Annotated in this window: 23 protein-coding genes; 10 read left to right on the forward strand and 13 right to left on the reverse strand. The window is 68.3% G+C overall.

Translation table 11 applies throughout. The annotated features are described in order from the left end of the window. Window positions 1–3 precede the first annotated feature (3 nt). On the reverse strand, window positions 4–687 hold the full coding sequence (cei, locus tag ACZ1DY_RS15480; RefSeq protein ID WP_465484761.1) for an envelope integrity protein Cei: 684 nt from the start codon (window positions 685–687) through the stop codon (window positions 4–6). A 454-nt stretch (window positions 688–1,141) separates the two neighbouring features. Here cei and ACZ1DY_RS15485 point away from each other — a divergent pair, with 454 nt between their 5' ends. After that, window positions 1,142–1,450, forward strand: coding sequence for a DUF4193 domain-containing protein (locus ACZ1DY_RS15485; protein WP_005164528.1), 309 nt, complete (start codon window positions 1,142–1,144; stop codon window positions 1,448–1,450). Between the two features lie 86 nt (window positions 1,451–1,536). Here the strand turns inward: ACZ1DY_RS15485 and ACZ1DY_RS15490 are convergent, their stop codons facing one another. Beyond that, window positions 1,537–2,037: a DUF3093 domain-containing protein gene (locus ACZ1DY_RS15490; protein ID WP_185927006.1), complete on the reverse strand. Its 501-nt coding sequence runs from the start codon at window positions 2,035–2,037 to the stop codon at window positions 1,537–1,539. Between the two features lie 24 nt (window positions 2,038–2,061). Here ACZ1DY_RS15490 and dut point away from each other — a divergent pair, with 24 nt between their 5' ends. Further along, a complete protein-coding gene (gene dut / locus ACZ1DY_RS15495) occupies window positions 2,062–2,544 on the forward strand; it encodes a dUTP diphosphatase (protein WP_007033571.1) in 483 nt (160 codons plus the stop codon). Then, window positions 2,544–3,197: a DUF3710 domain-containing protein gene (locus ACZ1DY_RS15500; protein ID WP_465484762.1), complete on the forward strand. Its 654-nt coding sequence runs from the start codon at window positions 2,544–2,546 to the stop codon at window positions 3,195–3,197. The genes dut and ACZ1DY_RS15500 overlap by 1 nt, the downstream gene beginning before the upstream one ends. Here ACZ1DY_RS15500 and ACZ1DY_RS15505 read toward each other — a convergent pair. Further along, window positions 3,194–3,901, reverse strand: coding sequence for an alpha/beta fold hydrolase (locus tag ACZ1DY_RS15505; RefSeq protein WP_257487891.1), 708 nt, complete (start codon window positions 3,899–3,901; stop codon window positions 3,194–3,196). The two genes, ACZ1DY_RS15500 and ACZ1DY_RS15505, sit on opposite strands and share 4 nt — an antisense overlap. A gap of 103 nt (window positions 3,902–4,004) precedes the next feature. Between ACZ1DY_RS15505 and ACZ1DY_RS15510 the strand changes: the two genes are divergently transcribed. After that, a complete protein-coding gene (locus ACZ1DY_RS15510) occupies window positions 4,005–4,385 on the forward strand; it encodes an OB-fold nucleic acid binding domain-containing protein (protein ID WP_034316985.1) in 381 nt (126 codons plus the stop codon). A 9-nt stretch (window positions 4,386–4,394) separates the two neighbouring features. Beyond that, window positions 4,395–5,123, forward strand: coding sequence for a DUF3159 domain-containing protein (locus tag ACZ1DY_RS15515; protein WP_126731527.1), 729 nt, complete (start codon window positions 4,395–4,397; stop codon window positions 5,121–5,123). Here the strand turns inward: ACZ1DY_RS15515 and ACZ1DY_RS15520 are convergent. Together ACZ1DY_RS15520 and ACZ1DY_RS15525 are read right to left on the reverse strand one after the other, a co-directional pair. After that, window positions 5,120–5,776, reverse strand: coding sequence for a potassium channel family protein (locus ACZ1DY_RS15520; RefSeq protein WP_016332961.1), 657 nt, complete (start codon window positions 5,774–5,776; stop codon window positions 5,120–5,122). The genes ACZ1DY_RS15515 and ACZ1DY_RS15520 overlap by 4 nt on opposite strands. Beyond that, window positions 5,776–6,441 carry a potassium channel family protein gene (locus ACZ1DY_RS15525; RefSeq protein WP_257487890.1) on the reverse strand — a complete coding sequence of 222 codons (666 nt, stop codon included), beginning with the start codon at window positions 6,439–6,441 and terminating at the stop codon, window positions 5,776–5,778. Before ACZ1DY_RS15525 ends, ACZ1DY_RS15520 begins: the two co-directional genes overlap by 1 nt. Before the next feature lie 97 nt (window positions 6,442–6,538). Here ACZ1DY_RS15525 and ACZ1DY_RS15530 point away from each other — a divergent pair, with 97 nt between their 5' ends. The 3 genes from ACZ1DY_RS15530 (at window position 6,539) to ACZ1DY_RS15540 (ending at window position 10,361) form a co-directional block, all read left to right on the forward strand. Continuing rightward, window positions 6,539–8,566, forward strand: coding sequence for an APC family permease (locus ACZ1DY_RS15530; protein WP_185927008.1), 2,028 nt, complete (start codon window positions 6,539–6,541; stop codon window positions 8,564–8,566). After that, complete coding sequence (locus ACZ1DY_RS15535) at window positions 8,563–9,768, forward strand: class I SAM-dependent RNA methyltransferase (protein WP_126731532.1); 1,206 nt, start codon at window positions 8,563–8,565, stop codon at window positions 9,766–9,768. Before ACZ1DY_RS15530 ends, ACZ1DY_RS15535 begins: the two co-directional genes overlap by 4 nt. Window positions 9,769–10,001: 233 nt before the next feature. Beyond that, the gene (locus ACZ1DY_RS15540) at window positions 10,002–10,361 is read left to right on the forward strand and encodes a hypothetical protein (RefSeq protein ID WP_465484763.1); all 360 of its coding nucleotides are present in this window, start codon (window positions 10,002–10,004) and stop codon (window positions 10,359–10,361) included. Between the two features lie 301 nt (window positions 10,362–10,662). On the opposite strand, the gene ACZ1DY_RS15545 is transcribed toward ACZ1DY_RS15540, so the two are convergent. From ACZ1DY_RS15545 to ACZ1DY_RS15565, 5 genes are all read right to left on the reverse strand, one after another. After that, the gene (locus tag ACZ1DY_RS15545) at window positions 10,663–11,919 is read right to left on the reverse strand and encodes an HNH endonuclease signature motif containing protein (protein ID WP_465484764.1); all 1,257 of its coding nucleotides are present in this window, start codon (window positions 11,917–11,919) and stop codon (window positions 10,663–10,665) included. A 240-nt stretch (window positions 11,920–12,159) separates the two neighbouring features. Next, the gene (locus ACZ1DY_RS15550) at window positions 12,160–12,702 is read right to left on the reverse strand and encodes a DUF1062 domain-containing protein (protein WP_465484765.1); all 543 of its coding nucleotides are present in this window, start codon (window positions 12,700–12,702) and stop codon (window positions 12,160–12,162) included. A gap of 232 nt (window positions 12,703–12,934) precedes the next feature. Next, window positions 12,935–14,488, reverse strand: a complete 1,554-nt coding sequence (locus ACZ1DY_RS15555) for a GMC family oxidoreductase (RefSeq protein ID WP_126731537.1) — start codon at window positions 14,486–14,488, stop codon at window positions 12,935–12,937. Continuing rightward, entirely contained in the window at window positions 14,485–15,996 is a 1,512-nt protein-coding gene (locus tag ACZ1DY_RS15560; protein WP_465484766.1) for an APC family permease, read from the reverse strand. Before ACZ1DY_RS15560 ends, ACZ1DY_RS15555 begins: the two co-directional genes overlap by 4 nt. Before the next feature lie 16 nt (window positions 15,997–16,012). Further along, window positions 16,013–17,497, reverse strand: a complete 1,485-nt coding sequence (locus tag ACZ1DY_RS15565) for an aldehyde dehydrogenase family protein (RefSeq protein ID WP_465484767.1) — start codon at window positions 17,495–17,497, stop codon at window positions 16,013–16,015. Between the two features lie 216 nt (window positions 17,498–17,713). On the opposite strand from ACZ1DY_RS15565, the gene dxs reads away from it, so the two are divergent. Then, window positions 17,714–19,618 (forward strand): 1-deoxy-D-xylulose-5-phosphate synthase, encoded by a 1,905-nt coding sequence (gene dxs / locus ACZ1DY_RS15570; RefSeq protein WP_465484768.1) that lies wholly within the window; start codon window positions 17,714–17,716, stop codon window positions 19,616–19,618. A 200-nt stretch (window positions 19,619–19,818) separates the two neighbouring features. Here dxs and ACZ1DY_RS15575 read toward each other — a convergent pair whose 3' ends face one another. Together ACZ1DY_RS15575 and ACZ1DY_RS15580 are read right to left on the reverse strand one after the other, a co-directional pair. After that, entirely contained in the window at window positions 19,819–20,466 is a 648-nt protein-coding gene (locus ACZ1DY_RS15575) for a DJ-1/PfpI family protein (protein ID WP_465484769.1), read from the reverse strand. A 58-nt stretch (window positions 20,467–20,524) separates the two neighbouring features. Continuing rightward, window positions 20,525–21,052, reverse strand: coding sequence for a TetR/AcrR family transcriptional regulator (locus ACZ1DY_RS15580; protein ID WP_126731543.1), 528 nt, complete (start codon window positions 21,050–21,052; stop codon window positions 20,525–20,527). Window positions 21,053–21,143: 91 nt separating this feature from the next. Here ACZ1DY_RS15580 and ACZ1DY_RS15585 point away from each other — a divergent pair, with 91 nt between their 5' ends. Continuing rightward, entirely contained in the window at window positions 21,144–21,959 is an 816-nt protein-coding gene (locus ACZ1DY_RS15585) for an oxidoreductase (RefSeq protein ID WP_465484770.1), read from the forward strand. Here the strand turns inward: ACZ1DY_RS15585 and ACZ1DY_RS15590 are convergent. Further along, window positions 21,956–23,398 carry a purine-cytosine permease family protein gene (locus ACZ1DY_RS15590; protein WP_063274499.1) on the reverse strand — a complete coding sequence of 481 codons (1,443 nt, stop codon included), beginning with the start codon at window positions 23,396–23,398 and terminating at the stop codon, window positions 21,956–21,958. The genes ACZ1DY_RS15585 and ACZ1DY_RS15590 overlap by 4 nt on opposite strands. Window positions 23,399–23,411 lie beyond the last annotated feature (13 nt).

The following is a 23,411-nucleotide window of genomic DNA, read 5'->3' on the forward strand; positions in this document are numbered from 1 at the left end:
GGGTCAGCAGGGAGCTTCGCGGGCGGCCTTCAGCAGCGCCTGGTCGATCACCGGGGCGCCGCCGCCCGCGGACTGCTCACCGCCGCCGCTGCCCTGCTGCGCCTTCGACCATTGCGTGAGCTGGTCGAGCACCTGGCGCGCCTCCGGCTTCGGGCGGACGTCGCCGAGCAGGGTGCCGGTGGTGAGCGTGACCGAAGCGTCCTTGCGGTTGTCCTTGACCAGTTCGGCGCACGGGACCACCAGGCTCAGCGTGCGGGCCGCGGCGGCGCCGTTCTCACCGAAACGGATCTGGCCGCGGCACTTGGCTTCGGCGTTCTTGTAGGCCGGGTCGACGTCCGGCTCGACGATCTGGGAGAAGCCGAGTTCCCGCAGCGTGCTGGTGACGATCCCGCCCTGGCCGCGGACCTGGGATCCGTTGAGCACCTGGACGGCGACCTTGTCCGGCGGCACCGGCGCGCGGTCGTCGAGACCGTTGTGCGCCAGCGGCGTGTAGGTGACACCCTGCTGCGGGGCGGGCGGGGGATCGCAGCGGACCCTGGCGTCGATGTCGGACTTGCTCGCGACGACGTTCACCCAGACGATCACCGCGCCGAGTGCCATCACCCCGATGACGATGAGCGCGGGCAGCGGCTTGCGCTTGCGATACGGCCTCGCCCCGCGGTCCCCGATGCCGTTCCCCGACGCCACCTGCCAGTCCCTTCCCCAAAGCCCGGATCCCCGGATGGTGCTTCATCTCACCATCGTGTCCGATCAGCCTATGCGTTGCGGCGAAGGTGAGCGGCGCGGGCCTCCGGATAGCACCACGCGATGACCACTCCGGGCAAGCAGCCGGGCCCAAGGGGTGAGGTACCCGACCCGTGGGCAACCCATTCGGACGACAGGCGTCTTGACAGCAGGGTTCCCCCTGTTGGGTGACGTAATCGCGGCTAGGTCTGACTCGTTGCAGAGCCGGTATCAGCGTGAGCTACCCTTCGCGGGCTCAGGCGGCAGTAAGAGGCGCAAAAGAGAGACCTCGCTCACTGCCCAGCCGGGCACAAACAGGGGCGCTGGGACGTTAACCAGCGGCACGAAGGACTCACGAGCCGCGCGCTCGCGGGTCCGGGCCAATCGACATCGAAAGCATCGCAGGGGTGAGGGACCAATGGCGACCGACTACGACGCTCCGCGCCGCAGCGAAGCCGACGAGCTGGCCGAAGACTCGTTGGAAGAGCTGAAGGCAAGGCGTAACGAAAACCAGTCCGGCGTCGTGGACGTCGACGAGGACGCGACCGCCGAGAACTTCGAGCTGCCGGGCGCGGACCTCTCCGGACTTTCCGGTGAGGACCTGACCGTCAAGGTCGTGCCCAAGCAGGCCGACGAGTTCACCTGCTCCGTCTGCTTCCTGGTGCACCACCGCAGCAGGCTGGCCGAGGAGAGTGGCGGACGGCTCATCTGCCGCGACTGCGCCTGAGCCTACGGGCACAGGGGACGGCGCGACAGGGGTTTCGGGGACTGAACAGGAATAAAGGGGGCCGACCGTCCGGTCGGCCCCCTTTCCTATGCCTGGGGCTTCGAGGCGGGGTGGCGCAGCAGCGCGGCCACCTTCTCCGGATGCCGGGTGCTGAACAGCCAGTACGGCGTCGGGTCGTCGGGGTCGGTGAGCCAGACCCGCACGACCGGGCCGACCCAGCCCCGGTGCAGCACGAAGGCCGCCGGATCGGCGTCACGGCCGAGCGCCTTGCGCTTCGCCTCCTTGTCGATGACGTCCACGTCGCCGACGAACTTGAGCGGAAGGTGCGCGTCACGCAGCCACAGCTCCGGCTCGGCGCCGCCGGTCACCTTCACGCGGGACCGGCCGAGCGAGATCATCAGCGCGATCACCGCGGGGATCAGCACCACGTACGGCAGCCACCCGCGCAGCCCGGGATAGCCCATGTCGATCTCCGCCGCCAGCAGCCCGCCGCCCAGCAGCGGCAGCGGCCAGCCCCACCACGGGACGTAGAGCCGCTCTGAATGCTTGACGGCGCCGCCTTCGGCCGTGTTCACGCTTTCACCCACGCGTTCAGGGTAGTCTCGCCGCCCGTGTCCACCGTTCAGGTACTGCTTTCCCGGATCGATCCTTCGGTCCCCCTCCCCGCCTACGCGCGCCCCGGCGACGCGGGCGCCGACCTCGTCACCACCTCGGATCTCGTGCTCGCGCCCGGTGAACGCGGCGTGGTCGGCACGGGCGTCGCGATCGCGCTGCCGCCCGGATACGCGGGCTTCGTCCACCCGCGCTCGGGTCTCGCCGCCCGCGTCGGCCTCTCGGTCGTCAACACCCCGGGCACGATCGACTCCGGGTACCGCGGTGAGATCCGCGTCTGCCTGATCAACCATGATCTCTCCGAGAAGGTCGTGCTCACCCGCGGCGACCGGATCGCGCAACTGGTCGTGCAACGGGTCGAACAGGCCGAGTTCGTCGAGGTCGCCGAACTCGAGCCGTCCGAGCGCGGCGAGGGAGGGTATGGCTCCACGGGCGGACACGCCACACTGGGAGCCGGAGCCAGGGAAGGAACGGAGAACTAGTGGGGATTTTCGGACGCAAGCGCGCGAAGCCGACCGGACGGCACGCCGCGCCCGAGGTCGATGAGCGTCCAGTTGCCGACGACACCGACGACGAGATCGAGTCGCAGCTGTCGGAGACCTCCGACGGCCCCTTCGACCTCGCCGACGCGCCCGACGACGGCATCCCGCGGATCGACCTCGGTTCGGTGAAGGTGCCGGTGCCCGACGGTTCCCAGGTCCAGGTCGAGATGGACCCGGAGAGCGGCGGTGTCCGCGCGGTGCACGTCGTCACCGAACAGGGCCAGATCACCGTCAGCGGTTACGCGGCGCCCCGGTCCGGCGGCCTGTGGAAGGACGTCAGCACCGAGCTCACCGAGCAGCTGCGCGCCGACGGGGCCAAGGTCTCGGTCGGCATGGGGGAGTGGGGGCTGGAGCTGTCCGCGATCGTCGGTGACGTCGCGCTGCGGTTCGTCGGGGTCGACGGCCCGCGCTGGATGCTCCGCGGCGTCATCGCCGGCCCGCAGTCGCAGGCGTCACAGGCGCCCGCCGTGCTGCGGGAGATCGTGCGGCACACCATCGTCGACCGCGGCGACGCGCCGATGCCGGTCCGCACCCCGCTGACCATCACGCTGCCCGACGCCGTCGCGCAGCACATCGCCGAGCAGCAGGGTTAAAGAACCCTCAGCCAGGCCAGGACGGTCGCCCGGCCCAGGGATTCCCGGTCCGCGCCGAGGGCGGTGAGCGTCGACTCGCCGACCTCGGCGCGCGGCAGGGCCTCCGCCCAGGCGCGGGCGACCTCCGCCGGATGGATCGGATCGTCGACGCACGCGCCGATCCCCGCGGGCACGTCGAGTGCCTTCAGTGCCTCCAGAGACGGGGCGGGATGGCCCGCGGCCGTCCGCAGGCTCGCCGCCAATCCGTCGCCGTGCCGCCGCCACGCGCGGCCGAGTTCAGCCGAAAGCCATTCCGGGACGCCGTCGGAGGATTTCGCCAGCGCGCCGTCGACCCCGTTTTCGGCCACCAGATCCGCTGAGAGCCGCGCGGCGAGCGACGCGGGTGCTCGCCCGGCAGGCCCGTTCCAGGCCGGGAGCGCGGCCAGCAGGCCGGTGCAGCGGGCCGGATCGCGCACCGCCCACTCCGCCGACAGGTGCGCGCCGAACGAGATACCGCCGACGAGCAGCGGACCGTGCTCGTCGGCCAGCCTGTCGAGCTCGGCGAGATAGCCGTCCGCGAGCCGGTCACCGGGAGGCGGCGGCGGGGCGATCAACCGGATGCCGAGCGCTCGCAGCGGACCGGCGAACACGGCGCGCACGAACACTTCGTCGGACCCGGTGCCGGGGAGTACTACTGCCGTCGTAGGCGGAATAGCGGAGGTCACGTTGCGATATTCCCCTAAACCCGTTCTCCTGGTCGGAGCACAGTTACGCTGGATTACGCACGGGCCGTTCAAGTCGGGGGCCCCGGAGCACAGGAGCACCGTTATGTCCGCCAAAGACGGCGGCTACTTCAGCCGGCTGGTCCGCAAGCTGACCAGCGACGTCGAGGATCTCGACGCCGACGATCTGTCCGAAAAATCCGAGGCCGGCGGAGCGCAGCGCGCCTGCGACTGCCGGTCGGGTCAAGAGGTGACGGTGCTCGGGAGACTCCGCAGCGTGGAGCTCTGCCCGACCAACGAGGCGGCGACGCTGCAGGCCGAGCTGTTCGACGGCACACAGGGTGTGACGCTAATCTGGCTCGGACGCCGCCGGATCCCCGGGATCGAACCCGGGCGAACCATCAAGGTGCGCGGCCGGATGGCCGAACGTGATGGTCAGAAGGTGCTGTACAACCCCTATTACGAACTTCAGAGCCCTGTGAGTTGATCCCGCATCGTGACTGAACCCGTCGGCGGCGAAGAGAAGACCGAAGACAAGAAGCCCCAGCCCACCCTGTTGGAACAGATGGGCGGGCTGTCCGGACTGTTCTATTCCTCGCTGCCGGTCATCGTGTTCGTGATCGCGAACGCGATCTTCGGGCTCACGGTGGGGATCTGGGCAGCGGTGGGCAGCGCGGTGGCGATCACCGTGCTGCGGATCGTGCGCAAGGAGCCGCTGCAGCCCGCGATCTCCGGCTTCTTCGGGGTCGCGATCGCGGCGTTCATCGCCTACCGGACCGGCTCGGCCAAGGGATTCTTCCTGTTCGGCATCTGGACGAGCCTGGTCTACTGCGGCGTCTTCGTGCTCTCGATCGTCGTCCGCTGGCCGCTCGCCGGCGTGGTGTGGAACGCGCTCAACGGCAGCGGCCACGCCTGGCGCAAGGACAAGAAGTCGCTGATCGCGTACTCGATCGCGACCGGTGCGATGGCGCTGATCTTCGGTGCCCGGTTCGTCGTGCAGCGCTGGCTCTACGACGAGGACTACACCGGCTGGCTGGCCTTCGCGAAGATCGCGATGGGCTACCCGCTGTACGCGCTCGGCCTGCTCACGGTCGTGTGGGCGGTGCGGCGGTCGGACAAGCACCTCAAGGCGCTGGCCGAAGAGGCCCCGCGCGAAGAGACCGACGAAGAGATCGAGGCGCGCCTGCGCGCGAAGTACGCGCAGGCGCCCGCCGTCGACAACTAATATCCCAGCGCGGTCCGGATCTCCGGTTCCACGTCCGAGGTCGCCACGAAGAGCAGCTCGTCGCCCGGCTCCAGCGGGTCTTCGGGCTGCGGCACGATCACGCGGTCCCCGCGCAGGATCGTCACCAGCGCGGCGTCACGCGGCAGGTTGATCTCGCTGACCGCCTTGCCCGCCAGCGGGGTCTCCTCCGGCAGGGTGAGTTCGACGAGGTTCGCCTGGCTCTGGCGGAACGTCATCAGCCGCACCAGATCGCCGACGCTCACGGCTTCCTCGACCATCGCCGCGAGCATCCGCGGGGTCGACACGGCGACGTCGACGCCCCAGGCGTCGTTGAACAGCCACTCGTTGGCCGGGTTGTTCACCCGCGCCACCACCCGGCGCACCGCGAACTCGGTCTTCGCCAGCAGCGAGACCACCAGGTTCGCCTTGTCGTCGCCGGTCGCGGCGATCACGACGTCGCACTCCTCGATCCCGGACTCCTCCAGGATCGACACCTCGCACGCGTCGCCGAGCACCCAGTCCGCCTGCTCCACGGTGTGCGGCTCGAACTGGTCGGCCTCACGTTCGATGAGCATCACCTGGTGCCGCCCGTCGATCAGCTCCGCGGCGATCGACCGGCCCACCGCGCCCGCCCCGGCAATCGCGACCCGCATCAGTTCTCCTCTTCCGGTTCGCGAGCGGCGACGGTGGTCACGTCGCTGACGGTGCCCGATTTCGCGGCGACGTACACGACGTCGTCGGCCTGGATCACGGCCTTGGTGTCGGGCAGCACCGCGGTGCCGAACCGCATGATGAACGCGACCCGCGCGCCGGTGGTGTCCTGCAGTTCGCGCACGCTGCGCCCGACCCAGCCCTCGTGCAGCGGGAGCTGCAGAAGCGCCACGCTGCCGGACGGGTCCCGCCAGACCGAGGCGACGCCGTCGGGGAGGAGGGTGCGCAGGAACCGGTCGGTCGTCCACGGCACGGTCGCCACGGTCGGGATGCCGAGCCGTTCGTAGACCGCCGCGCGTTTGTGGTCGTAGATCCTGGCGACGACCTTGTCGATGCCGAAGTTCTCCCTGGCCACCCGCGCCGAGATGATGTTGGAGTTGTCGCCGCTGGACACCGCCGCGAAAGCACCCGCGCGTTCGATCCCGGCCTCGATCAGCACCTGCCGGTCGAAGCCGACGCCGACCACCTGCTGACCGTGGAAATCACTGCCGAGCCGCCGGAACGCCTGCTGGGTCTTGTCGATGATGGCGACTTCGTGCCCCAGCCGCTCCAGCGCCGCGGCAAGGGATGCGCCGACCCGGCCGCATCCCATGATCACCACGTGCACGCCCTGCCTCCTTCGTCGTCGGACGTTCACCCGTCCGCAGGTACCCAGACATACCAGCGCCGAACCTACCGTGAGCACCGTTGGTTAGTCTTCCGTGGTGTCGAAGTTCCCGACCGTATTGAAGCGGCTCGTCCTCGGACGTCCATTCCGGAGTGACCGCCTCTCGCATACGCTGCTGCCGAAGCGCATCGCGCTGCCGATTTTCGCGTCCGACGCGTTGTCGAGCGTCGCCTACGCGCCTGAGGAGATCTTTCTGACCCTCAGCGTCGCCGGGTTGTCCGCGTACGCGTTCGCGCCGTGGATCGGCGTCGCCGTCGCGCTCGTCATGCTGGTCGTGGTCGCTTCCTACCGGCAGAACGTGCACGCCTATCCCAGCGGCGGCGGTGACTACGAAGTCGCCAACACCAATCTCGGCGGCAAATTCGGGCTCACCGTCGCCAGCGCGCTACTGGTCGACTACGTGCTCACCGTGGCGGTGTCGACGTCGTCCGGCGTGGCGAACATCGGTTCCGCCATTCCCTGGGTGGCGCAGCACAAGGTGATCGCCGCGGTCATCATCGTGGTCGTGCTGACCGCGCTGAATCTGCGCGGAGTGCGCGAATCGGGCAAAGCGTTCGCGATCCCGACCTACGGGTTCATCATCGGCATCCTCGGCATGGTGATCTGGGGGCTGATCGAGGCGGCCTCCGGTGCCGACATGCGGGCCGAGAGCGCGGATTTCCAGCTGCACGAAGAAGCCTCTTTGACCGGTTTCGCCTTTTTCTTCCTGTTGCTGCGCACGTTCTCCTCCGGTGCGGCGGCGCTGACCGGGGTCGAGGCGATCAGCAACGGTGTCCCGGCGTTCCAGAAGCCGAAATCGAAGAACGCGGCGACCACCCTGCTGATGATGGGCGTGCTCGCGGTGACGATGCTGATCGGCATCATCACGCTGGCGATCATCACCGACGTCAAATTCGCCGAGCACCCGGAGACGCAGCTCACCGGCACCCCGGCGGGCTACGAGCAGAAGACGATCGTCGCGCAGATCGCGCAGGCGGTGTTCGCCGACTTCACCCCCGCGTTCTACTACATCTCTTTCGCCACCGGCATCATCCTGCTGCTGGCCGCGAACACCGCGTTCAACGGTTTCCCGGTACTCGGCTCGATCCTCGCGCAGGACCGCTACCTGCCGCGTCAGCTGCACACCCGGGGCGACCGGCTGGCCTTCTCGAACGGCATCCTGTTCCTGTCGGCGTTCGCGCTGGTGCTGATCATCGCGTTCGACGCCGAGGTCACCAAGCTGATCCAGCTGTACATCGTGGGGGTGTTCGTCTCCTTCACGATCAGCCAGGCGGGCATGATCCGGCACTGGAACCGGCTGCTGGCCAGGGAAACCGATCCGGCGGTGCGACGGCGGATGCGGCGTTCGCAGACGGTCAACGCGATCGGCCTCACCATGACCGGCACCGTGCTGATCATCGTGCTGGTCACGAAGTTCCTGCTCGGCGCCTGGATCGCGATCGCGGCCATGGTGGCGATCTACGTGCTGATGACCGCCATCCGGAAGCACTACGACCGGGTCGCCGAGGAATTGCGCGAGATGGACCGCAAACCGACCGTATTGCCTTCGCGCAACCACGCGATCGTGCTGATTTCGAAACTGCACCTGCCGACCCTGCGCGCCCTTTCCTACGCGAAGGCCGTGCGGCCGGATGTGCTGGAAGCCGTCACGGTGAACGTCGACGACGTCGAGACCCGCAAACTCGTCCAGGAATGGGACGACCACAATTTCAAGGTGCCGCTGAAGGTGATCGAATCGCCGTACCGCGAGATCACGAAACCGGTGCTGGACTACGTGAAGCGCGTCCGCGGCGACAATCCGCGCAACGTGGTGACCGTGTTCATCCCCGAGTACGTGGTCGGGCACTGGTGGGAGCAGGTCCTGCACAACCAGAGCGCCCTGCGTCTCAAGGGGCGGCTGCTTTTCCAGCCCGGCGTCATGGTGACGAGCGTGCCGTGGCAGCTCGAATCGTCGGAGAAGGCGATCAAACGCGACCGGAAGGCCCGCCCGGCGGCGGGCGACGTGCGGCGCGGGTTCTCCCCGGTCGTCAAGCAACCCGAAAATACTAAGGACAAAGCAGAATGAGTGTGGACGCGTCGACCGGCACCTGGCTCGGACGAACCATCGAGCTGGAGGTCGGCGCTGTCGCGCACGGCGGCCACTGCGTCGCGCGGGCGGAGGGCCGGGTCGTGTTCGTGCGGCACGCGCTGCCCGGCGAGCGGGTCCTGGCCTCGGTCACGGAGGACAAGGGCGGCTCGTTCTGCCGCGCCGACGCCGTCGAGGTCCTGGAGGCGTCCCCGGAACGCGTGGAGCCGCCGTGCCCGCTCGCGGCGCCGGGGGAGTGCGGCGGCTGCGACTGGCAGCACGCCACGCCCGGGCATCAGCGTGAACTCAAGGCCGCGGTGGTCATGGAACAGCTGAAGAGGCTGGCCGGGATCGAGCGCGAGGTCGTCGTCGAAGAACTCGACGGCGGGCCGCTGGACTGGCGCAGCCGTGTCCGGCTCGTCGCGGGCAAGGACGGCAGGGCGGGTTTCCGTGCGCACCACAGTCACCGCGTGATCGCGATCGACGACTGCCCGATCACCGTCCCCGGCGCGCTCGACGACGTCGTGTCGCGGAAGTGGCGACCGGGCAGCGAAATCGAGGTCACCAAGGACGGCGAGGGACAGGTGCACCTTCGCGACCTGTCGACGGTCCACGGGAAGACCCGCTCGCGGCAGCTGGCCGGTGGTATCGCCGTGCAGCACGCCGCCGGCCGCGACTGGCGCCTGGACGCCCACGGCTTCTGGCAGGTCCACCCGGCCGCCGCGGACGCGCTCGCCGCCGTCGTCGCGGAATGGGCGGAGGCGCCGCGTGACGGCGTGGCTTGGGACCTGTACGCCGGTGTCGGCCTCTTCGCGTCGGTGCTCGCCGAGCAGGTCGGCCCGCGTGGGCGCGTCCTCGCCGTCGAATCCGGCCGTCGTGCCGTCGCCGACGGCGAGGAGAACCTGGCCGACCTCCCGCAGGTCCGCTGGCGCTCCGGCAAGGTCGAGCAGCTGCTGGCCGACGCTCCGAAACCGGTCGACGTCGTCGTCCTCGACCCGCCGCGCAAGGGCGCGGGCAAGGCCGTCGTCGATTCCATTGTGGAGGGTTCGCCCGACCGGATCGTCTACGTGGCGTGCGACCCCGCCGCGCTGGCGCGGGACATCGCGCTGTTCGCCGGGCACGGCTACGGGCTGGTGGATCTGCGCGCCTTCGACGCTTTCCCGATGACGCACCACGTCGAATGCGTTGCGTTGCTGCAATAATTCAGGATTTGTAATCCGTCGGAATGGACTGGCTTCGTTCGACTTGTCCTGGTGTCTTCGTGCTGGCTAACTTGAGCCTCGTGTTCACGAGGTGATGCGGGTACTTCGGGCACTTCGACGCGAACGGATTCCGAATAATGGATTATCTTACTTCGGTATGCGGTGATTGTGACGGTAAAGGCTGTGCGGGCTGCGACGGGCACGGCACGATCACCATCGTGGAGGACTGACGAATGGCAGAGCCGTCAATGCTTCCTCCCGGTGTCACGGCGCAGGAGATCAGTTACCGGAACGGCCGGAAACAAGTCATCTACACGGCGCCGTACCCCTCCGAGGGGCCGGTGCTCGCGCGCGATCTGCTGGGCAGGCAGGCGTGGATGTTCATGTACGCGCATTTCGTCTTCACCTGGGTGGAAGGCGCGGTGCAGGTGCAGGTCAGTCACGGAACCCTGAATGGGCCGAAGATGCCGCTGTGGAAGGGAATCAGTATCTCCGGCTACTGGTCGGGTCCCGCGTTGGCGGAATTCGGGCAGGCTTGGGCGCTGGACCAGATGACGGGTAATCGGGGGACTCCGGCCGCTGTTTCCATCTGAGAGGTCTGTATGGCGTTTCGGATTGGCATTTCTTCCCGCTCGGCCCAGGGGTAGTGAAGGCCTTCCCTGTACCGCCGTGGTGGAATTGGCGAGGCCCGTGGTCTGGGTGTGTGTCGCGAAAGCCACTTTCGCGACGCGTGATGTCCCGAAAGTGGCTTTCGCGACACGCGATCAGCGGGCGGCGGGAGTGAACCGACCCGGCGCAAAAACGCGCCTCGGCACTCGCGAGCGTCTGGGGCTGGATATGGGCATGCCGAGGAGCCCGTCGCCGGTGCGGTCGGCGGGCTCCTCGGGAGTGGGATCAAGTCACGACGCGGTGAAGAGTGTTGCGCCGTGGCACCTGTAGCGGGTCGAGGTATTGGGGCGGCACGAATTCCGGTATCCCCTCGGGCGCGATGCGGACCTGCCAGTCACCGTGGTGGATGAGCCGGTGGTGGAAGGAGCAGAGCAGGACCAGGTTCCGGAGGTCGGTGGGACCACCGTCTGCCCAATGCCGAATATGGTGGGCGTGACAGTGTTTCGGCGCCCGATGGCAGCCAGGGAACGCGCAGCCGCCGTCGCGGATGTTCAGGGCCCGGCGTTGGCCGGGGGTGACGAAGCGTTTCATCCGTCCGACATCGAGAGGCTCGCCGGCGGCGCCGAGCACCACCGGGATCATCAGGCAGTCGCAGGCGGCCAGCCGGGCTTCGCGGGCGGTGATCCGGCCGACGAAGTCGAGGCACGCGGTCCCGAGTCCGGTCTTCAGGGCATCGAGACCGACGGTCACGTGCACCAGCGTGCGGTAGCCGGAGGTGCCCGGTTGGTCGGGGCAGGCGATGGCGAGGTCGAGGAGTTCGGCCCACGCGTCACCTCGGCGCTGGGGCATGGTGCGGTGGTCGGCTTGACCGAACTCGTCGACCGGCCGCTTCGCTCCGAAGGCGTCCAGTGCGGCAGCGGTGCGGGCGCCGGTCTCGGGGTCCAGTAGCCCGGACAGTTTCCAGAAACCGTCCTTGCGGCGCTCGATGAACACCTCGCGGCGCGGCGGTTTCGGTTCTGGGTCCTTCGGCTCGTTCCCGTCGGGGTCTAGGTGTGCGAGCAGGTCGGCTCCGACCTCAGCGATCTCTTTCGGCCCGGCGTTGCGGGCGAGGTCGGCGAGGATCTTCTCCGCGCCGTCTCGTTCCTCCACGGGCACGTCGGACGGGATTTTGCGCAGGATCTCCAGGATCAGGTCGATATGCTGCTCACCGATCGCGCCGTCGTCGGCCGCGGCGGCCGTCGCGGGCGCGAACACGGCGCCCTCGCCGCCGACGCTCGGCGCGGGGTTCAAGGCCAGGGCCCGGTCCACCATGTCTTGCGCGTCGCCCCGGGAGATCCGGGCGACGTCGGCGAGCCACGACGCCGCGCTTCCGTAGCCGAACAAGTCTTCCGTGCCCCGCGACTCGATCTCCGCCAGGTACTTCCCCACTCCGGCGGAGGCCACTCCCATGACCTGCAGCAGGTGTGTCACGCCATGGGCAAGCTCCAGCTTGCCGGCGCGCCACAGTTCCTGCGGCAGTTCGGGAATGGTCGTCTCGGGCACGTCTCCATATTATCGAAAATTGCCGCTGGAATCATTCGTAATTTTAAGCGACAACGCTTATTGCGCATTTGCCACTGACGGGTGGTTTGGGTCCTGCGCGTCGTGACTCTCGCGATTGGTGAAGGTTCCACCCTTACTGCAGGTGCGAGAAAAGCGCCTTCGCGAGCTGGTGCAACAGGTCTGGTCTCGTGAGTGGTAAGGACGGTTCTAACCGCCCCTACCACTCACGAGACCACAAGGTCAGCGTTTCAGGGTAAAAGTGAAGTCCCCGGACACCTTCCCGCGCAACCGCACCGCCGAAACCACCTTCCCTTCCTCGATCAGCCGCTCGACCTCACCCCGCGAAAGACCGCACCCTTCGGCGATCAGCCGAGCGGGCCGGACGGGAATCGGTGCCTCGAAACGAACCGAGACATCGCGAAGGTCCGAGTGACACGAGGAGCCGGTGTCGAGGCGCCAGGCGCCGTCCCAATCGAGGGCGATGCGGTTCCGGCGGAGCACGGCGGGATCCTGGAGCAGTTCGGCCGCCAACCCCAGGTCGTTCTCGTGCAGCCGGTCCAGCAACTCGGGCCGGACGGAGCGCACGTTCACCCGCTCCAGGATCGTGAGCTTCGCGGTGTCCCCGCACGCGACACAGCGCACGAGGAGCCAGACGTCGAGGAGTTTGTGGTTGGCGTTGACCCGGAATTTGCCGTTCGCCCGGAAACGCCCGGCAGGGCAGGAGCGGCAACGGCGGAGGACGACAGGCAGGCAGACGGGTACGACGACCCAGTTTTCGAGCACAGGAAATACACCCGTTCCAGTGAGAAATCCGCAGCAAAAGGAAGCGCGGCGCCCCAGGCGCGGCGCGCGACGAAATCAGCGCTCGGCAGGTCTCACAGGGTGTACAACGGCAGGCCTCCGGCTCGGCGACGTGGTCCGGCAGCACGGTAATGGCCCGGCAGCGCCCGCTCCACAGGTTTTCCGGGCAAGAAGAAGGCCCCCTGGCCGAAACCAGGGGGCCGGACGAGCGAAGCTAGGAGCGCGCGTCCTCCTTCAGCATGTCCGCGCACTTCTCACCGATCGCCATCGTCGTGATGCACGGGTTCACCGCGACCAGGAACGGCATCGCCGAACCGTCGGCGACCCGCAGGCCCTCGACGCCTCGCACGCGCAGACGCGCGTCCAGCACCGCCATCGGGTCGTCGTCGCCGCCCATCTTCGCGGTGCACGAGGGGTGATAGACCGTGTTGTGCGTCTTGCGCAGGTAGTCCGCGATCTCGTCGTCGGTCTTGACGTCCTTGCCGGGCGCCAGTTCCGTGCCGGCCCATTCGTCCAGCGCGGGCTGCTCGGCGATCTTGCGGGCCAGTTTGATGCCGTAGGTCATCACGCGCATGTCGTGCTCGTCGGTGAAGTACCGCGGGTCCACCTTCGGCTTGTCCCGGTAGTCGCGGCTGCGCAGCCGCACCGTCCCGGTCGACCGTGACCGCGTGACGTTCGGGGTCAGGCAGAAGCCGTTCTCCGTGGTCGGATACCCCTGCCGGAGGGTGTTCATGTCGAACGGCACCGAGCCGTAGTGGAACATCAGGTCCGGCCGGTCGAGACCCTCCTCGGTGGTGGTGAAGATGCCGATCTCCCACCATTGCGTGGATTCGGTGGTCATCGGCTGCAGCGCGTCCCACTGGATGACGCCTTCGGGGTGATCCTGCAGGTTCTCGCCGACGCCGGGGGAGTCGACCAGCACGTCCACGCCGACCTCGCGCAAGTGTTCGGCGGGGCCGATTCCGGACAGCATCAGGAGTTTCGGCGTGTCGATCGCGCCTGACGAGAGAATCACCTCGCGACGTGCCCGCAGCGGGACACCGTGGATCAGGTCGTCGGCCAGGTATTCCGCGCCGGTGCAGCGTTTGCCGTCGAACAGCAGCCGCCGGACGCGGGCACCGGTGATGATCTCCAGGTTCGGCCGCTTGCCGATGATCGGGTGCAGGTACGACACCGACGCCGACGACCGCGTGCCGTCCTCGCGCGCGTTGATCTGGAACCAGTTCGCCCCGTGCGTGACGGTCTTGCCCGAGTTGAACTCCGTCCTCGGGATGCCCGCCTGCTCGCAGGCCTGCAGTAGCGCGACACCGGTCGGGTCGTTCGGCGGCACCGAGCGGATGGTCACCGGGCCGGAGCGGCCGTGGTGGTCGCCGGGGCCGTCGTTGGTCTCAAGACGTTTGTACAGCGGGAAAATGTCCTTCGCGGCCCAGCCGGGCAGGCCGAGCGACGCCCATTCGTCGAGGTCTTCCGCCGGTGCCCAGAACGCGATGCACGAGTTGTGCGACGAGCAGCCGCCGAGCACTCGCGCGCGAGCGTGGCGCAGGAAGGAGTTGCCGGACTCCTGCGGCTCGACCAGGTAGTCCCAGTCGTAGCCGGATTCCAGCAGCGCCATCCACTTCGTCAGTTCCAGCACCGCTGGATCGTCCACATCGGACGGTCCGGCTTCGAGGAGCGCCACGGTGACGTCCGGATCTTCCGAGAGTCTCGCCGCGACCACCGAACCCGCCGTCCCGCCGCCGACGACGATGTAGTCGAACTCTCCGGTCACTGTGCTGCCTCCTCGGGAAGTGCTTCCGCGGCGTGGTCGGCCAGGACGCCGCTCTTGTGCCGCAGGACGAACCAGTAATACGCGAAACCGACGACCGCCACCGCGCCGACGAACAGCACGGCCCCCCATTCGAGGTACCAGTGATACGGCTCGGTCGCGTTGTAGACCTCACGCCGCGGCCAGGCCAGGTTCACCACGATCGCGCCGCCCCACAGCACGCCGAGGATGTTGACCGGCAGCCCCAGTTTGCCGAGCGAGAAGTACTTGGTGCCCTCCACCTTCGGCGGTGGCCACTGCCCGCGCAGCCGCTTGACCAGCATCGGGATGGTGACCAGCAGGTACGCCAGGTAGATCATGATGATGCCGATACTGGTGATCACCGTGAAGATCTGCGGCTGGCCGACGTTGACCACCAGGATCAGCACCGCGATGACGCCGGACACGATCGCGGGGATCACGGGCGTCTTGGTCTTCGGCGACACCCTCGCCAGGTGTTTCCCGGCGGGCAGGTTGTTGTCGCGGCCCATCGCGAACATCATCCGGATCGACGCCGACTGCACGGCCAGGTTGCACACGGTGATGGCCACGACGACCGCGAGCAGGAAGATCGTGCCGATCGTGCTGCCGAGGACGTCCAGCACGATGAACTGCAGGCCGCCGGTGGCGATCTCGGGGTTGTTGATGTCGCCGACGGCCATCAGCGCGAGGATCAGGATCAGCCCGCCGATGACGAACGACGCGATCAGCGCGCGCAGGATCGCCTTGGGCGCGTTCCTGCGCGGGTCGTGGGACTCCTCGCCGAGCGAGCTGGCGGTGTCGAAGCCGTACATGACGTAGGTCGACGCGAGCGACGCGACCAGGAACGCCCCGAAATAGCCCCACGGCTGGTCGGCGCCGGTGTTGTTGGTCTGCATGACGACCTCGGGGCCCCGCGTGATGTTCACCGCGAGCGCGACGATCAGCAGGACCGCGGCGATCAGTTCGATGAACACCCCGGCGCTGTTGATCCGCGCCATCAGCTTGACGCCCCAGGCGTTCACCAGCGTCGTGAACACGATCAGCGCCGTACCGAGGATGACCGCGTTCACCGCGCTGTCGCCCGAGAAGGAGAAGAACGACGAGATCTGGGGGAGGGTGATCTGGTAGGCCAGCGCGACCGCGGCGATGCTGACGATCGACGCGGTCAGCATCATCCACCCGGCCATCCAGGCGACGTGCGGGCTGCCGAGCCGTTTCGACCAGTTGTAGATCGAACCGGCGACCGGATAGTGCGCGGCCAGTTCGGCGAACGACAGCGCGACCATCAGCTGGCCTACGAACACCATCGGCCACGACCACCAGTACGCCGGCCCGCCGAAACTGAAGCCGAAGTAGAACAGCTGGAAGGTCCCGGTCAGGATCGAGATGTAGCTGATCCCGGCGGCGAAGGTGTGGAAATTGCCGAGCGTTCTTTCGAGTTCCTGTTTGTAGCCGAAACCGGCGAGGCCGTCATCGGAAGGATTGCTCATCGGCAATTTCCCCTCTTTAGTTGGACGCGGGCTCCCCGGAGAACCAGCGCTGTGGAGCGGGCCGGAGGTTCTGGTAGATGTGCTTCGCCTCCGTGTACTCGGCGAGCCCGGTCGGGCCGAGTTCGCGCCCGAAGCCGGACTGCTTGTAGCCGCCCCATTCCGCCTGCGGCAGGTACGGGTGGAAGTCGTTGATCCAGATCGTGCCGTGCCGCAGCCGGTTCGCGACCCGCTGCGCGCGGGAGGCGTCCGAGGTGAACACCGCGCCGGCGAGGCCGTAGTGGGTGTCGTTGGCGATGCGGACGGCGTCGTCCTCGTCGGTGAAGGTCTCGACGGTGAGCACCGGGCCGAACGATTCGTCGACGACGGCGCTGCTGCCCTGCTTCACGTTGTCGAGGATGGTCGGCAGGTAGTAGTGCCCCTTCGCGAGCTCGCGGTCGTCGGGGCGTTTGCCGCCGGTGCGCAGGACGGCGCCCTCTTCGAGCGCCGCGGCGACGTAGCGTTCGATCTTTTCCAAATGGGCGGCCGAGATCAGCGGGCCGGTTTCAGCCTTCGGGTCGAAAGGTCCACCCAGTCGGATCAGCTCGGCGCGGCGGACGAGTTCGTCGACGAACCTGTCGTGCCACTCCTCCTGGACGATCAGCCGCGCACCCGCCGAGCAGACCTGCCCGGAGTGCAGGAACACCGCGGTCAGCGCGTAGTCGACGGCGGTCTCGAAGTCCGAGTCGGCGAAGACGACGTTCGGGTTCTTGCCGCCCAGCTCCAGCGCGACCTTCTTGATGGTCGCGGCGGCGGACGCGGCGATGATCTTGCCGGTCGCGAGGCCGCCGGTGAACGACACGAGGTCGACGTCCGGGTGTTCCGAAAGCGGCGCTCCGGCCTGGGCGCCGGCGCCCAGCACCAGGTTCGCGACGCCGCCGGGGAGCCCGGCCTCGGTCAGCAGCTTCATCAGCATGATCGAGGTGTGCGGGGTCAGCTCGCTGGGCTTGAGGACGAACGTGTTGCCCGCCGCGAGTGCGGGGGCGACCTTCCAGATGGTCTGCAGGAGCGGGTAGTTCCACGGCGTGATCAGTCCGCAGACGCCGACCGGCTCGTGCACGATCCGGCTGAACGCGTCCGGGTTGCCGGTGTCGACGACGCGGCCGGCGTCGTTCGCGGCGAGCTTGCCGAAGTAGCGCAGGCACGCGGCGATGTCGGCCATGTCGTATTCGCTCTCGACCAGCCGTTTCCCGGTGTCGAGCGATTCGGCGCGGGCGAAGGCGGCGGCGTCCCGGTCGAGCAGGTCGGCGGCCTTCAGCAGCAGGTCACCGCGCTGCGGGGCGGGCGTCCGCGGCCACGGGCCGGTGTCGAACGCCTTCCTCGCGGCGGCGATGGCCGCTTCGGTGTCCTCACGGGTGCCTTCGGCGACTTCCGCGACCAGCGACCCGTCCGCGGGGCAGCGGATTTCCCGGCGACCACCGCCGACCGCGTCGACCCACTCGCCACCGATGAAAAAGTCCGCCATCAAGCCCTCCGAACCGGCTTCTGCTCAACCGTCGATCAGCGATTATCGCGGCCACCCGACGTGACCGCTACTTGGCAAAAGAGACCATGTTCACACCTTCGGGTGCCGAGTGGTGATTTTCTGCCATGTGACCCGTGACGCGGCGGACGGAAGACTCTCAGGCGTCCTCCGTAGACTGGTCGGAACGGCGGAAGAGGAACCAGGCGAGGTGGGAGAGTGACGTTGCTCGAGTCCGTGCACGGACCGGCCGACTTGAAGCGGATGAACCAGGAGCAGCTCGACGAGCTGGCCGCGGAGATCCGGGACTTCCTCGTCGAAAAGGTGCGGCTCGCCGGTGGTCACCTCGGCCCGAACCTGGGTGTGGTCGAGCTGACGATGGCGCTGCACCGCGTCTTCGACTCGCCCAGCGATGCCATCGTGTGGGACGTCGGTCACCAGGCGTACGTGCACAAGATCGTCACCGGCCGTCATGACGGCTTCGGCAAGCTGCGCCAGCTCGGCGGCCTCACCGGCTACCCGGCGCGCTGCGAGAGCGAGCACGACCTCGTCGAGAACAGCCACGCCTCGACCGCGCTGTCCTATGTGGACGGTCTGGCGAAGGCGTTCGAGCTCGAAGGCGGTGGCAGGCACGCGATCGCCGTCGTCGGCGACGGCGCGCTGACCGGCGGCATGTGCTGGGAGGCGCTCAACAACATCGCCGCGAACCCGCGCCGGCCGGTCGTCATCGTCATCAACGACAACGGCCGCTCATACTCGCCGACCATCGGCGGCGTCGCGGACCACCTCGCGTCGCTGCGGCTCAAGCCGGGCTACGAGCGCGTGCTGGACCGCGGCAAGGAACTGCTGCGGCACACGCCCGTCGTCGGCAAGCCGATCTACGCGGCGCTGCACGCGGCGAAGGCGGGGCTCAAGGACGCGCTGAGCCCGCAGATGATGTTCTCCGACCTCGGCCTCAAGTACCTCGGGCCGGTCGACGGGCACGACCTCGTCGCGCTGGAGAAGGCGTTCCAGAGCGCCCGTGACTTCGGCGGCGCGGTCATCGTGCACGTGGTCACCGAGAAGGGCCACGGTTACGAGCCCGCGGTGACCAACCAGGCCGACCAGATGCACCAGACCGACCCGATCGACCCGGAAACCGGCCTGCCGCCGGTCAAGGGCCCGAGCTGGACCGGCGTCTTCGCCGACGAGCTGGTGAAGATCGGCGCCGACCGCGAGGACGTCGTCGCGATCACCGCGGCCATGCTGCGTTCGACCGGGCTGCACAAGTTCGCCGAGGCGTACCCGGACCGCTGGTACGACGTCGGGATCGCCGAGCAGCACGCCGTGACCTCGGCCGCCGGGCTCGCGATGGGCGGCAAGCACCCCGTCGTCGCCGTGTACTCGACCTTCCTGAACCGCGCGTTCGACCAGGTCCTGATGGACGTCGCGCTGCACCGGCAGCCCGTGACGCTGGTGCTGGACCGCGCGGGCATCACCGGCCCGGACGGGCCCAGCCACCACGGCATGTGGGACCTCTCGCTGCTCGGCATGGTGCCGGGTATGCGGGTCGCCGCCCCGCGTGACGCCGGAACGCTGCGCGAGGAACTGCGGGAGGCCGTCGCGGTCGAGGACGGGCCGACGGCGCTGCGGTTCTCCAAGGGCGGCGTGGTCGATTCGGTGCCCGCCGTGGAACGCCTCGGCACCGTGGACGTGCTGCGCAAGCCCGCCGGTGAAGCCGACGTCCTGCTGGTCGCCGTGGGCGCGTTCGCGCTGCTCGGGCTCGCGGCCGCGGACCGGCTGGCCGACCAGGGCATCGGCGTGACCGTGGTGGACCCGCGCTGGGTCGTCCCGGCCCCGGCCGAACTGGTGGCGCTGGCCGAGCAGCACAAGCTCGTCGTGACCGTCGAGGACAGCGGGCGGCACGGTGGCTTCGGCTCCGCGCTGGCGGCGCTGTTCCGCGACGCCGAATGCGATGTGCCGCTGCGCGATCTCGCGGTGCCGCAGGTGTTCCACGACCACGGTTCGCGCGAGGAGGTGCTGGCCCGCGTCGGGCTCACCGCGCAGGACGTGGCGCGGCGGGTGACGGAGTGGTCGGCGAAGCTGGCGAGCCGGACGCCGGCGCCGGAGGACACGCGGCGCTGACAAGTGTCCGGCGCGCGTGTGGTGGTCGCTGAAGCTACGGCCTCGCGTCAGGCAGTGCCTCTCCGCTGGAGAGAGGTCGGTGACCGTGTGGATTTCTGGTCGTCAGATGACCAAAAATCCACACGGTCCGGCGAGACAGTCACTGTCACGACCAGGTGTGGGGAAATAGGGACACTCAACGTCCCTATTTCCACACAGCTTTAGGCCCGCCAGACGGTGCCCCGCCGCTCGTACTCCAGCACCACTTCGGTCCGCTGAGCCGCCTTCGCGCCCAAGAAGCGCTCCACGAGCCACAGCGATACCTCAAGACCCGCGGTGATTCCGCCGCCGGTGATCAGATCCCCGTCGTCGACGACGCGCGCATCGATCACTTTCGCGCCCTGCGCGGCCAGATCCGCCTTCGCGCCGTGGTGCGTCGTCGCGTTGCGGCCCTTCGTCAGGCCGGCGGCGGACAGCACCATGCTGCCGGTGCAGATCCCGACGGGCAGCGCCCGCGACGCGGCGAGGCGCCGCAGAAAGCCCTGATCGGCGGTGAGCCGGTGCACCCCGGGCCCGTTGCGGTCGGTGTAGCCGCCGCCGGGCACCACGAGGACGTCGGCCTCGCCGGGCGACCAGGGACGCGGGACGTCGACGACGGTGCCGTAGGTGCATTTCACGGATCCGGGCCGTCCCGCGGAAACCAGCGAGGTGACCACGGCGCCGCCGGTGAGTTTCCCGGCCAGGCCCAGAACCTCGACGGGCGCGACGAAATCCTGTTCCTCCACGCCGTCGAACATCAGGATCTGCACCCGTAGCGGGGCGGCGGCGGAAGCGGCGGGCGCGGTGACGCCCACCAGGCCGGCGGACAAGGCTGAAGCACGTAAGAACGTACGACGCTGCATACCCAGTGGTCGCGCGAAAAGGGGCTCAGGTTCCCACGATCCGGCCGACCGCGCGGACGACGAGGTCGCGGGTCGCGGTGGGGGAGGAGAACCCGAGGATCGACAGGTGCACGACGAGGCTCAGCAGTTCCTCGGCGTCGAAGTGGTCCGGCACGGTGCCCGCGCGTTGCGCCTCACGGATCGCGGCGACCTTGTCCGCGTGCGCCCGGACCTCGGCCTCCGGCGTCGCGTCGAAGCCGTTCTCCAGCCGGAGCCAGCCCATGAGCCGCAGGAGGTGGGGGTGTTCGAGGTAGCGGTCGAACAGCTTGCCCGCGTAGCCGGGCAGGTCCTCGGGGGTGATCGTGAGCGTCCGGATGGCGAGGTCGACCTGCTCCTGGATGACCATCTCGAACAGGTATTCCTTGCTGCAGAAGTAGGCGTAGATCAGCGCCTTGTTGGCGCCCGCGTTCTTCGCGATGCGATCCACCCTGGCGCCGGCGATGCCGTACGTGGCGAACTCCGTCGTCGCCGCGTCCAGCAGTTTCCGCTTGGTCGCTTCCTTGTCCCTGACCATGTGACCCAGTCTAACTAACTGGTTGGTTGGCATCCAGTCGGGCCGCGTGGCAACCTGAATTGACAACCAACCGGTTAGTTAGGAGACGGACATGAAAGTCGCACTGGTCACGGGCGCTTCGGCGGGCATCGGCGAGGCCACGGCGCTCGCGCTGCACGAAGCGGGCTACACGGTCTACGGCGCCGCGAGGCGCGTCGAGCGGATGGCGGGGCTGGCCGAACGCGGCATCAAGATCCTCGGGATGGACGTCACCGACGACGCGTCGATGGTCGCGGGGGTCGAGCGGATCATCGAGGAGTCGGGCCGCATCGACGTCCTGGTCAACAATGCGGGATACGGCTCGTACGGCGCCTTCGAGGATGTGCCGCTCTCGGAAGGGAAGTACCAGTTCGAAGTCAACCTGTTCGGGCTCGCGCGGCTCGTCCAGCTGACCACGCCGCATATGCGCGCCCAGGGCTCGGGCAGGATCGTGAACATCTCGTCGATCGGTGGCAAGATCTACGAACCGCTCGGCGGCTGGTACCACTCGACCAAGTTCGCGGTCGAAGGCCTGAGCGACTCACTGCGGCTGGAGCTCAAACCGTTCGGCATCGACGTCGTGGTGGTCGAACCCGGTGCCATCAGGACCGAATGGGGCGGTATCGCCATCGAGAACCTGATGAAGACCTCGGGCGACACCGCCTACGCGCCGCAGGCCAAGGCGCTGGCGAAGTTCTTCGACCAGACCGCGCGCGCCTCCCACCCGAAGGTGATCGCCGACGTGATCCTGAAGGCCGTCCGGGCCCGGCGCCCGAAGATCCGCTACGCCGCCGGTTTCGGGGCGAAGCCGATCCTGTTCGTGCGCCGGGTGCTCCCGGATCGTGCCTTCGACGCGCTGTTCCTCGGGGCGCTGCGCCGTTTCGCCTAAACGGCGACGGCCGGCTCCGCGACGGGCTCGGCGTACGAGTAGACCTCCCGCGGTTCGGGGAAGAGCTTCACCAGCACGGGATACGCGATCGCCGCCGTGCACAGCGTCACCACCATGCTGATGTCGACGCCGCCCGCGATGTCCTTGAACGGCCCGGCGATCATCGGGGTGTTGGCGGTCAGCAGGCCCAGCGTCGTCGCCGGGATCCACGCCGCCATCGCCCGCCAGTTCACCCCGCGGGTGAACCAGTAGCGCCCGCCCTTACGGCCCTGGTTGAACACCTGGAGGTCGTCCGGGTCGTAGAACCCGCGCCGCAGCACGAAACCGATCATCATGATCACCATCCACGGCGAGGTGCACAGCACGATCAGCGTGGCGAAGGCGTTGATGCTGGAGACCATGTCCAGCACGAAATTGCCGACGAAGATGAACACCACACTGAGCGAGCCGATCAGCAGCGTCGCCTGCACGCGGCTGAGCTTCACGAAGATCGAGCTGAAATCCAGCCCGGTCCCGTAGAGCGACGTCGTGCCGGTCGACAGCCCGCCGATCAGTGCGACCACGATCAGCGGGATCGCGTACCAGAGCGGGGAGATCGCGGTCAGGCCGGTGATGTAGTCGGCCGGATCCGCGACCAGCGTCGCGGTGGCGATGCCGAACCCGAACGGCAGCAACGTCGCCACCTGCGCCAGGAACGGCGCGGCCAGCAGGGAACGGCGGCTGTGGCGCGCGGGGATGTAGCGCGTCCAGTCGCCGAGGAAGGCGCCGAACGAGATCGGGTTCGCCATCGTGGTGAGCGCGGCCAGGATCCACGTCGGCCAGAAGTCACCGAGCGCGTAGGTGCCGGTGCCGGCGAACCCGGGGTCGAAAGTGCCGCCGTAGGCCACGATGCCGAGCAGCATGATCGCCGTGCCCAGCACCACGGCGACCCGGTTCACCAGCAGCATGAACCGGTAGCCGTAGATGCACACCACCAGCGTGGCGATCGCGATGACGCCGTACGCGACGCCGCGCAGCACTTCGCCGCCGTCGAAGCCGAAAAGCCGTTGTGCCGCACCGGCGACGGCGTCGCCGCTCACCCAGACCGAGATGGCGAAGAACGTGATCGCCGTCAGCAGGGAGAGGAAGGAGCCGACACAACGGCCGACGACGCCGAAGTGCGCGCCGGAGGAGACGGCGTTGTTGGTCCGGGTGAGCGGGCCGAACAACGACATCGGCGACAGCACGAGCGCGCCGACGACCACGCCGGCGACGGTGGCCGCGACCGCCGCCCAGAAGCTCAGGCCGAAGGCGATCGGGAGCGTCCCGAGGATGATGGTGGCGAAGGTGTTCGCGCCGCCGAACGCCATCCGGAACAGGTCGCGCGGGCGCGACGTCTGCTCCTCCGGCGGGATCGGCGCGATGCCGTGCTGCTCGACTTCGGTGACCTTGTCACCCATGGGGACCTCCGGT

This window comes from Amycolatopsis sp. PSD-21 (genome assembly GCF_055561455.1).

What these genes read in the sequence shown, in the direction of transcription:
- ACZ1DY_RS15485 (WP_005164528.1), top strand. Translation starts at nt 1,142, where the DNA reads ATGGCGACCGACTACGACGCTCCGCGCCGCAGCGAAGCCGACGAGCTG.
- ACZ1DY_RS15510 (WP_034316985.1), top strand. Translation starts at nt 4,005, where the DNA reads ATGTCCGCCAAAGACGGCGGCTACTTCAGCCGGCTGGTCCGCAAGCTG.
- ACZ1DY_RS15520 (WP_016332961.1), bottom strand. Translation starts at nt 5,776, where the DNA reads ATGCGGGTCGCGATTGCCGGGGCGGGCGCGGTGGGCCGGTCGATCGCC.
- ACZ1DY_RS15535 (WP_126731532.1), top strand. Translation starts at nt 8,563, where the DNA reads ATGAGTGTGGACGCGTCGACCGGCACCTGGCTCGGACGAACCATCGAG.
- ACZ1DY_RS15540 (WP_465484763.1), top strand. Translation starts at nt 10,002, where the DNA reads ATGGCAGAGCCGTCAATGCTTCCTCCCGGTGTCACGGCGCAGGAGATC.
- ACZ1DY_RS15560 (WP_465484766.1), bottom strand. Translation starts at nt 15,996, where the DNA reads ATGAGCAATCCTTCCGATGACGGCCTCGCCGGTTTCGGCTACAAACAG.
- ACZ1DY_RS15565 (WP_465484767.1), bottom strand. Translation starts at nt 17,497, where the DNA reads ATGGCGGACTTTTTCATCGGTGGCGAGTGGGTCGACGCGGTCGGCGGT.
- ACZ1DY_RS15580 (WP_126731543.1), bottom strand. Translation starts at nt 21,052, where the DNA reads ATGGTCAGGGACAAGGAAGCGACCAAGCGGAAACTGCTGGACGCGGCG.
- ACZ1DY_RS15585 (WP_465484770.1), top strand. Translation starts at nt 21,144, where the DNA reads ATGAAAGTCGCACTGGTCACGGGCGCTTCGGCGGGCATCGGCGAGGCC.
- ACZ1DY_RS15590 (WP_063274499.1), bottom strand. Translation starts at nt 23,398, where the DNA reads ATGGGTGACAAGGTCACCGAAGTCGAGCAGCACGGCATCGCGCCGATC.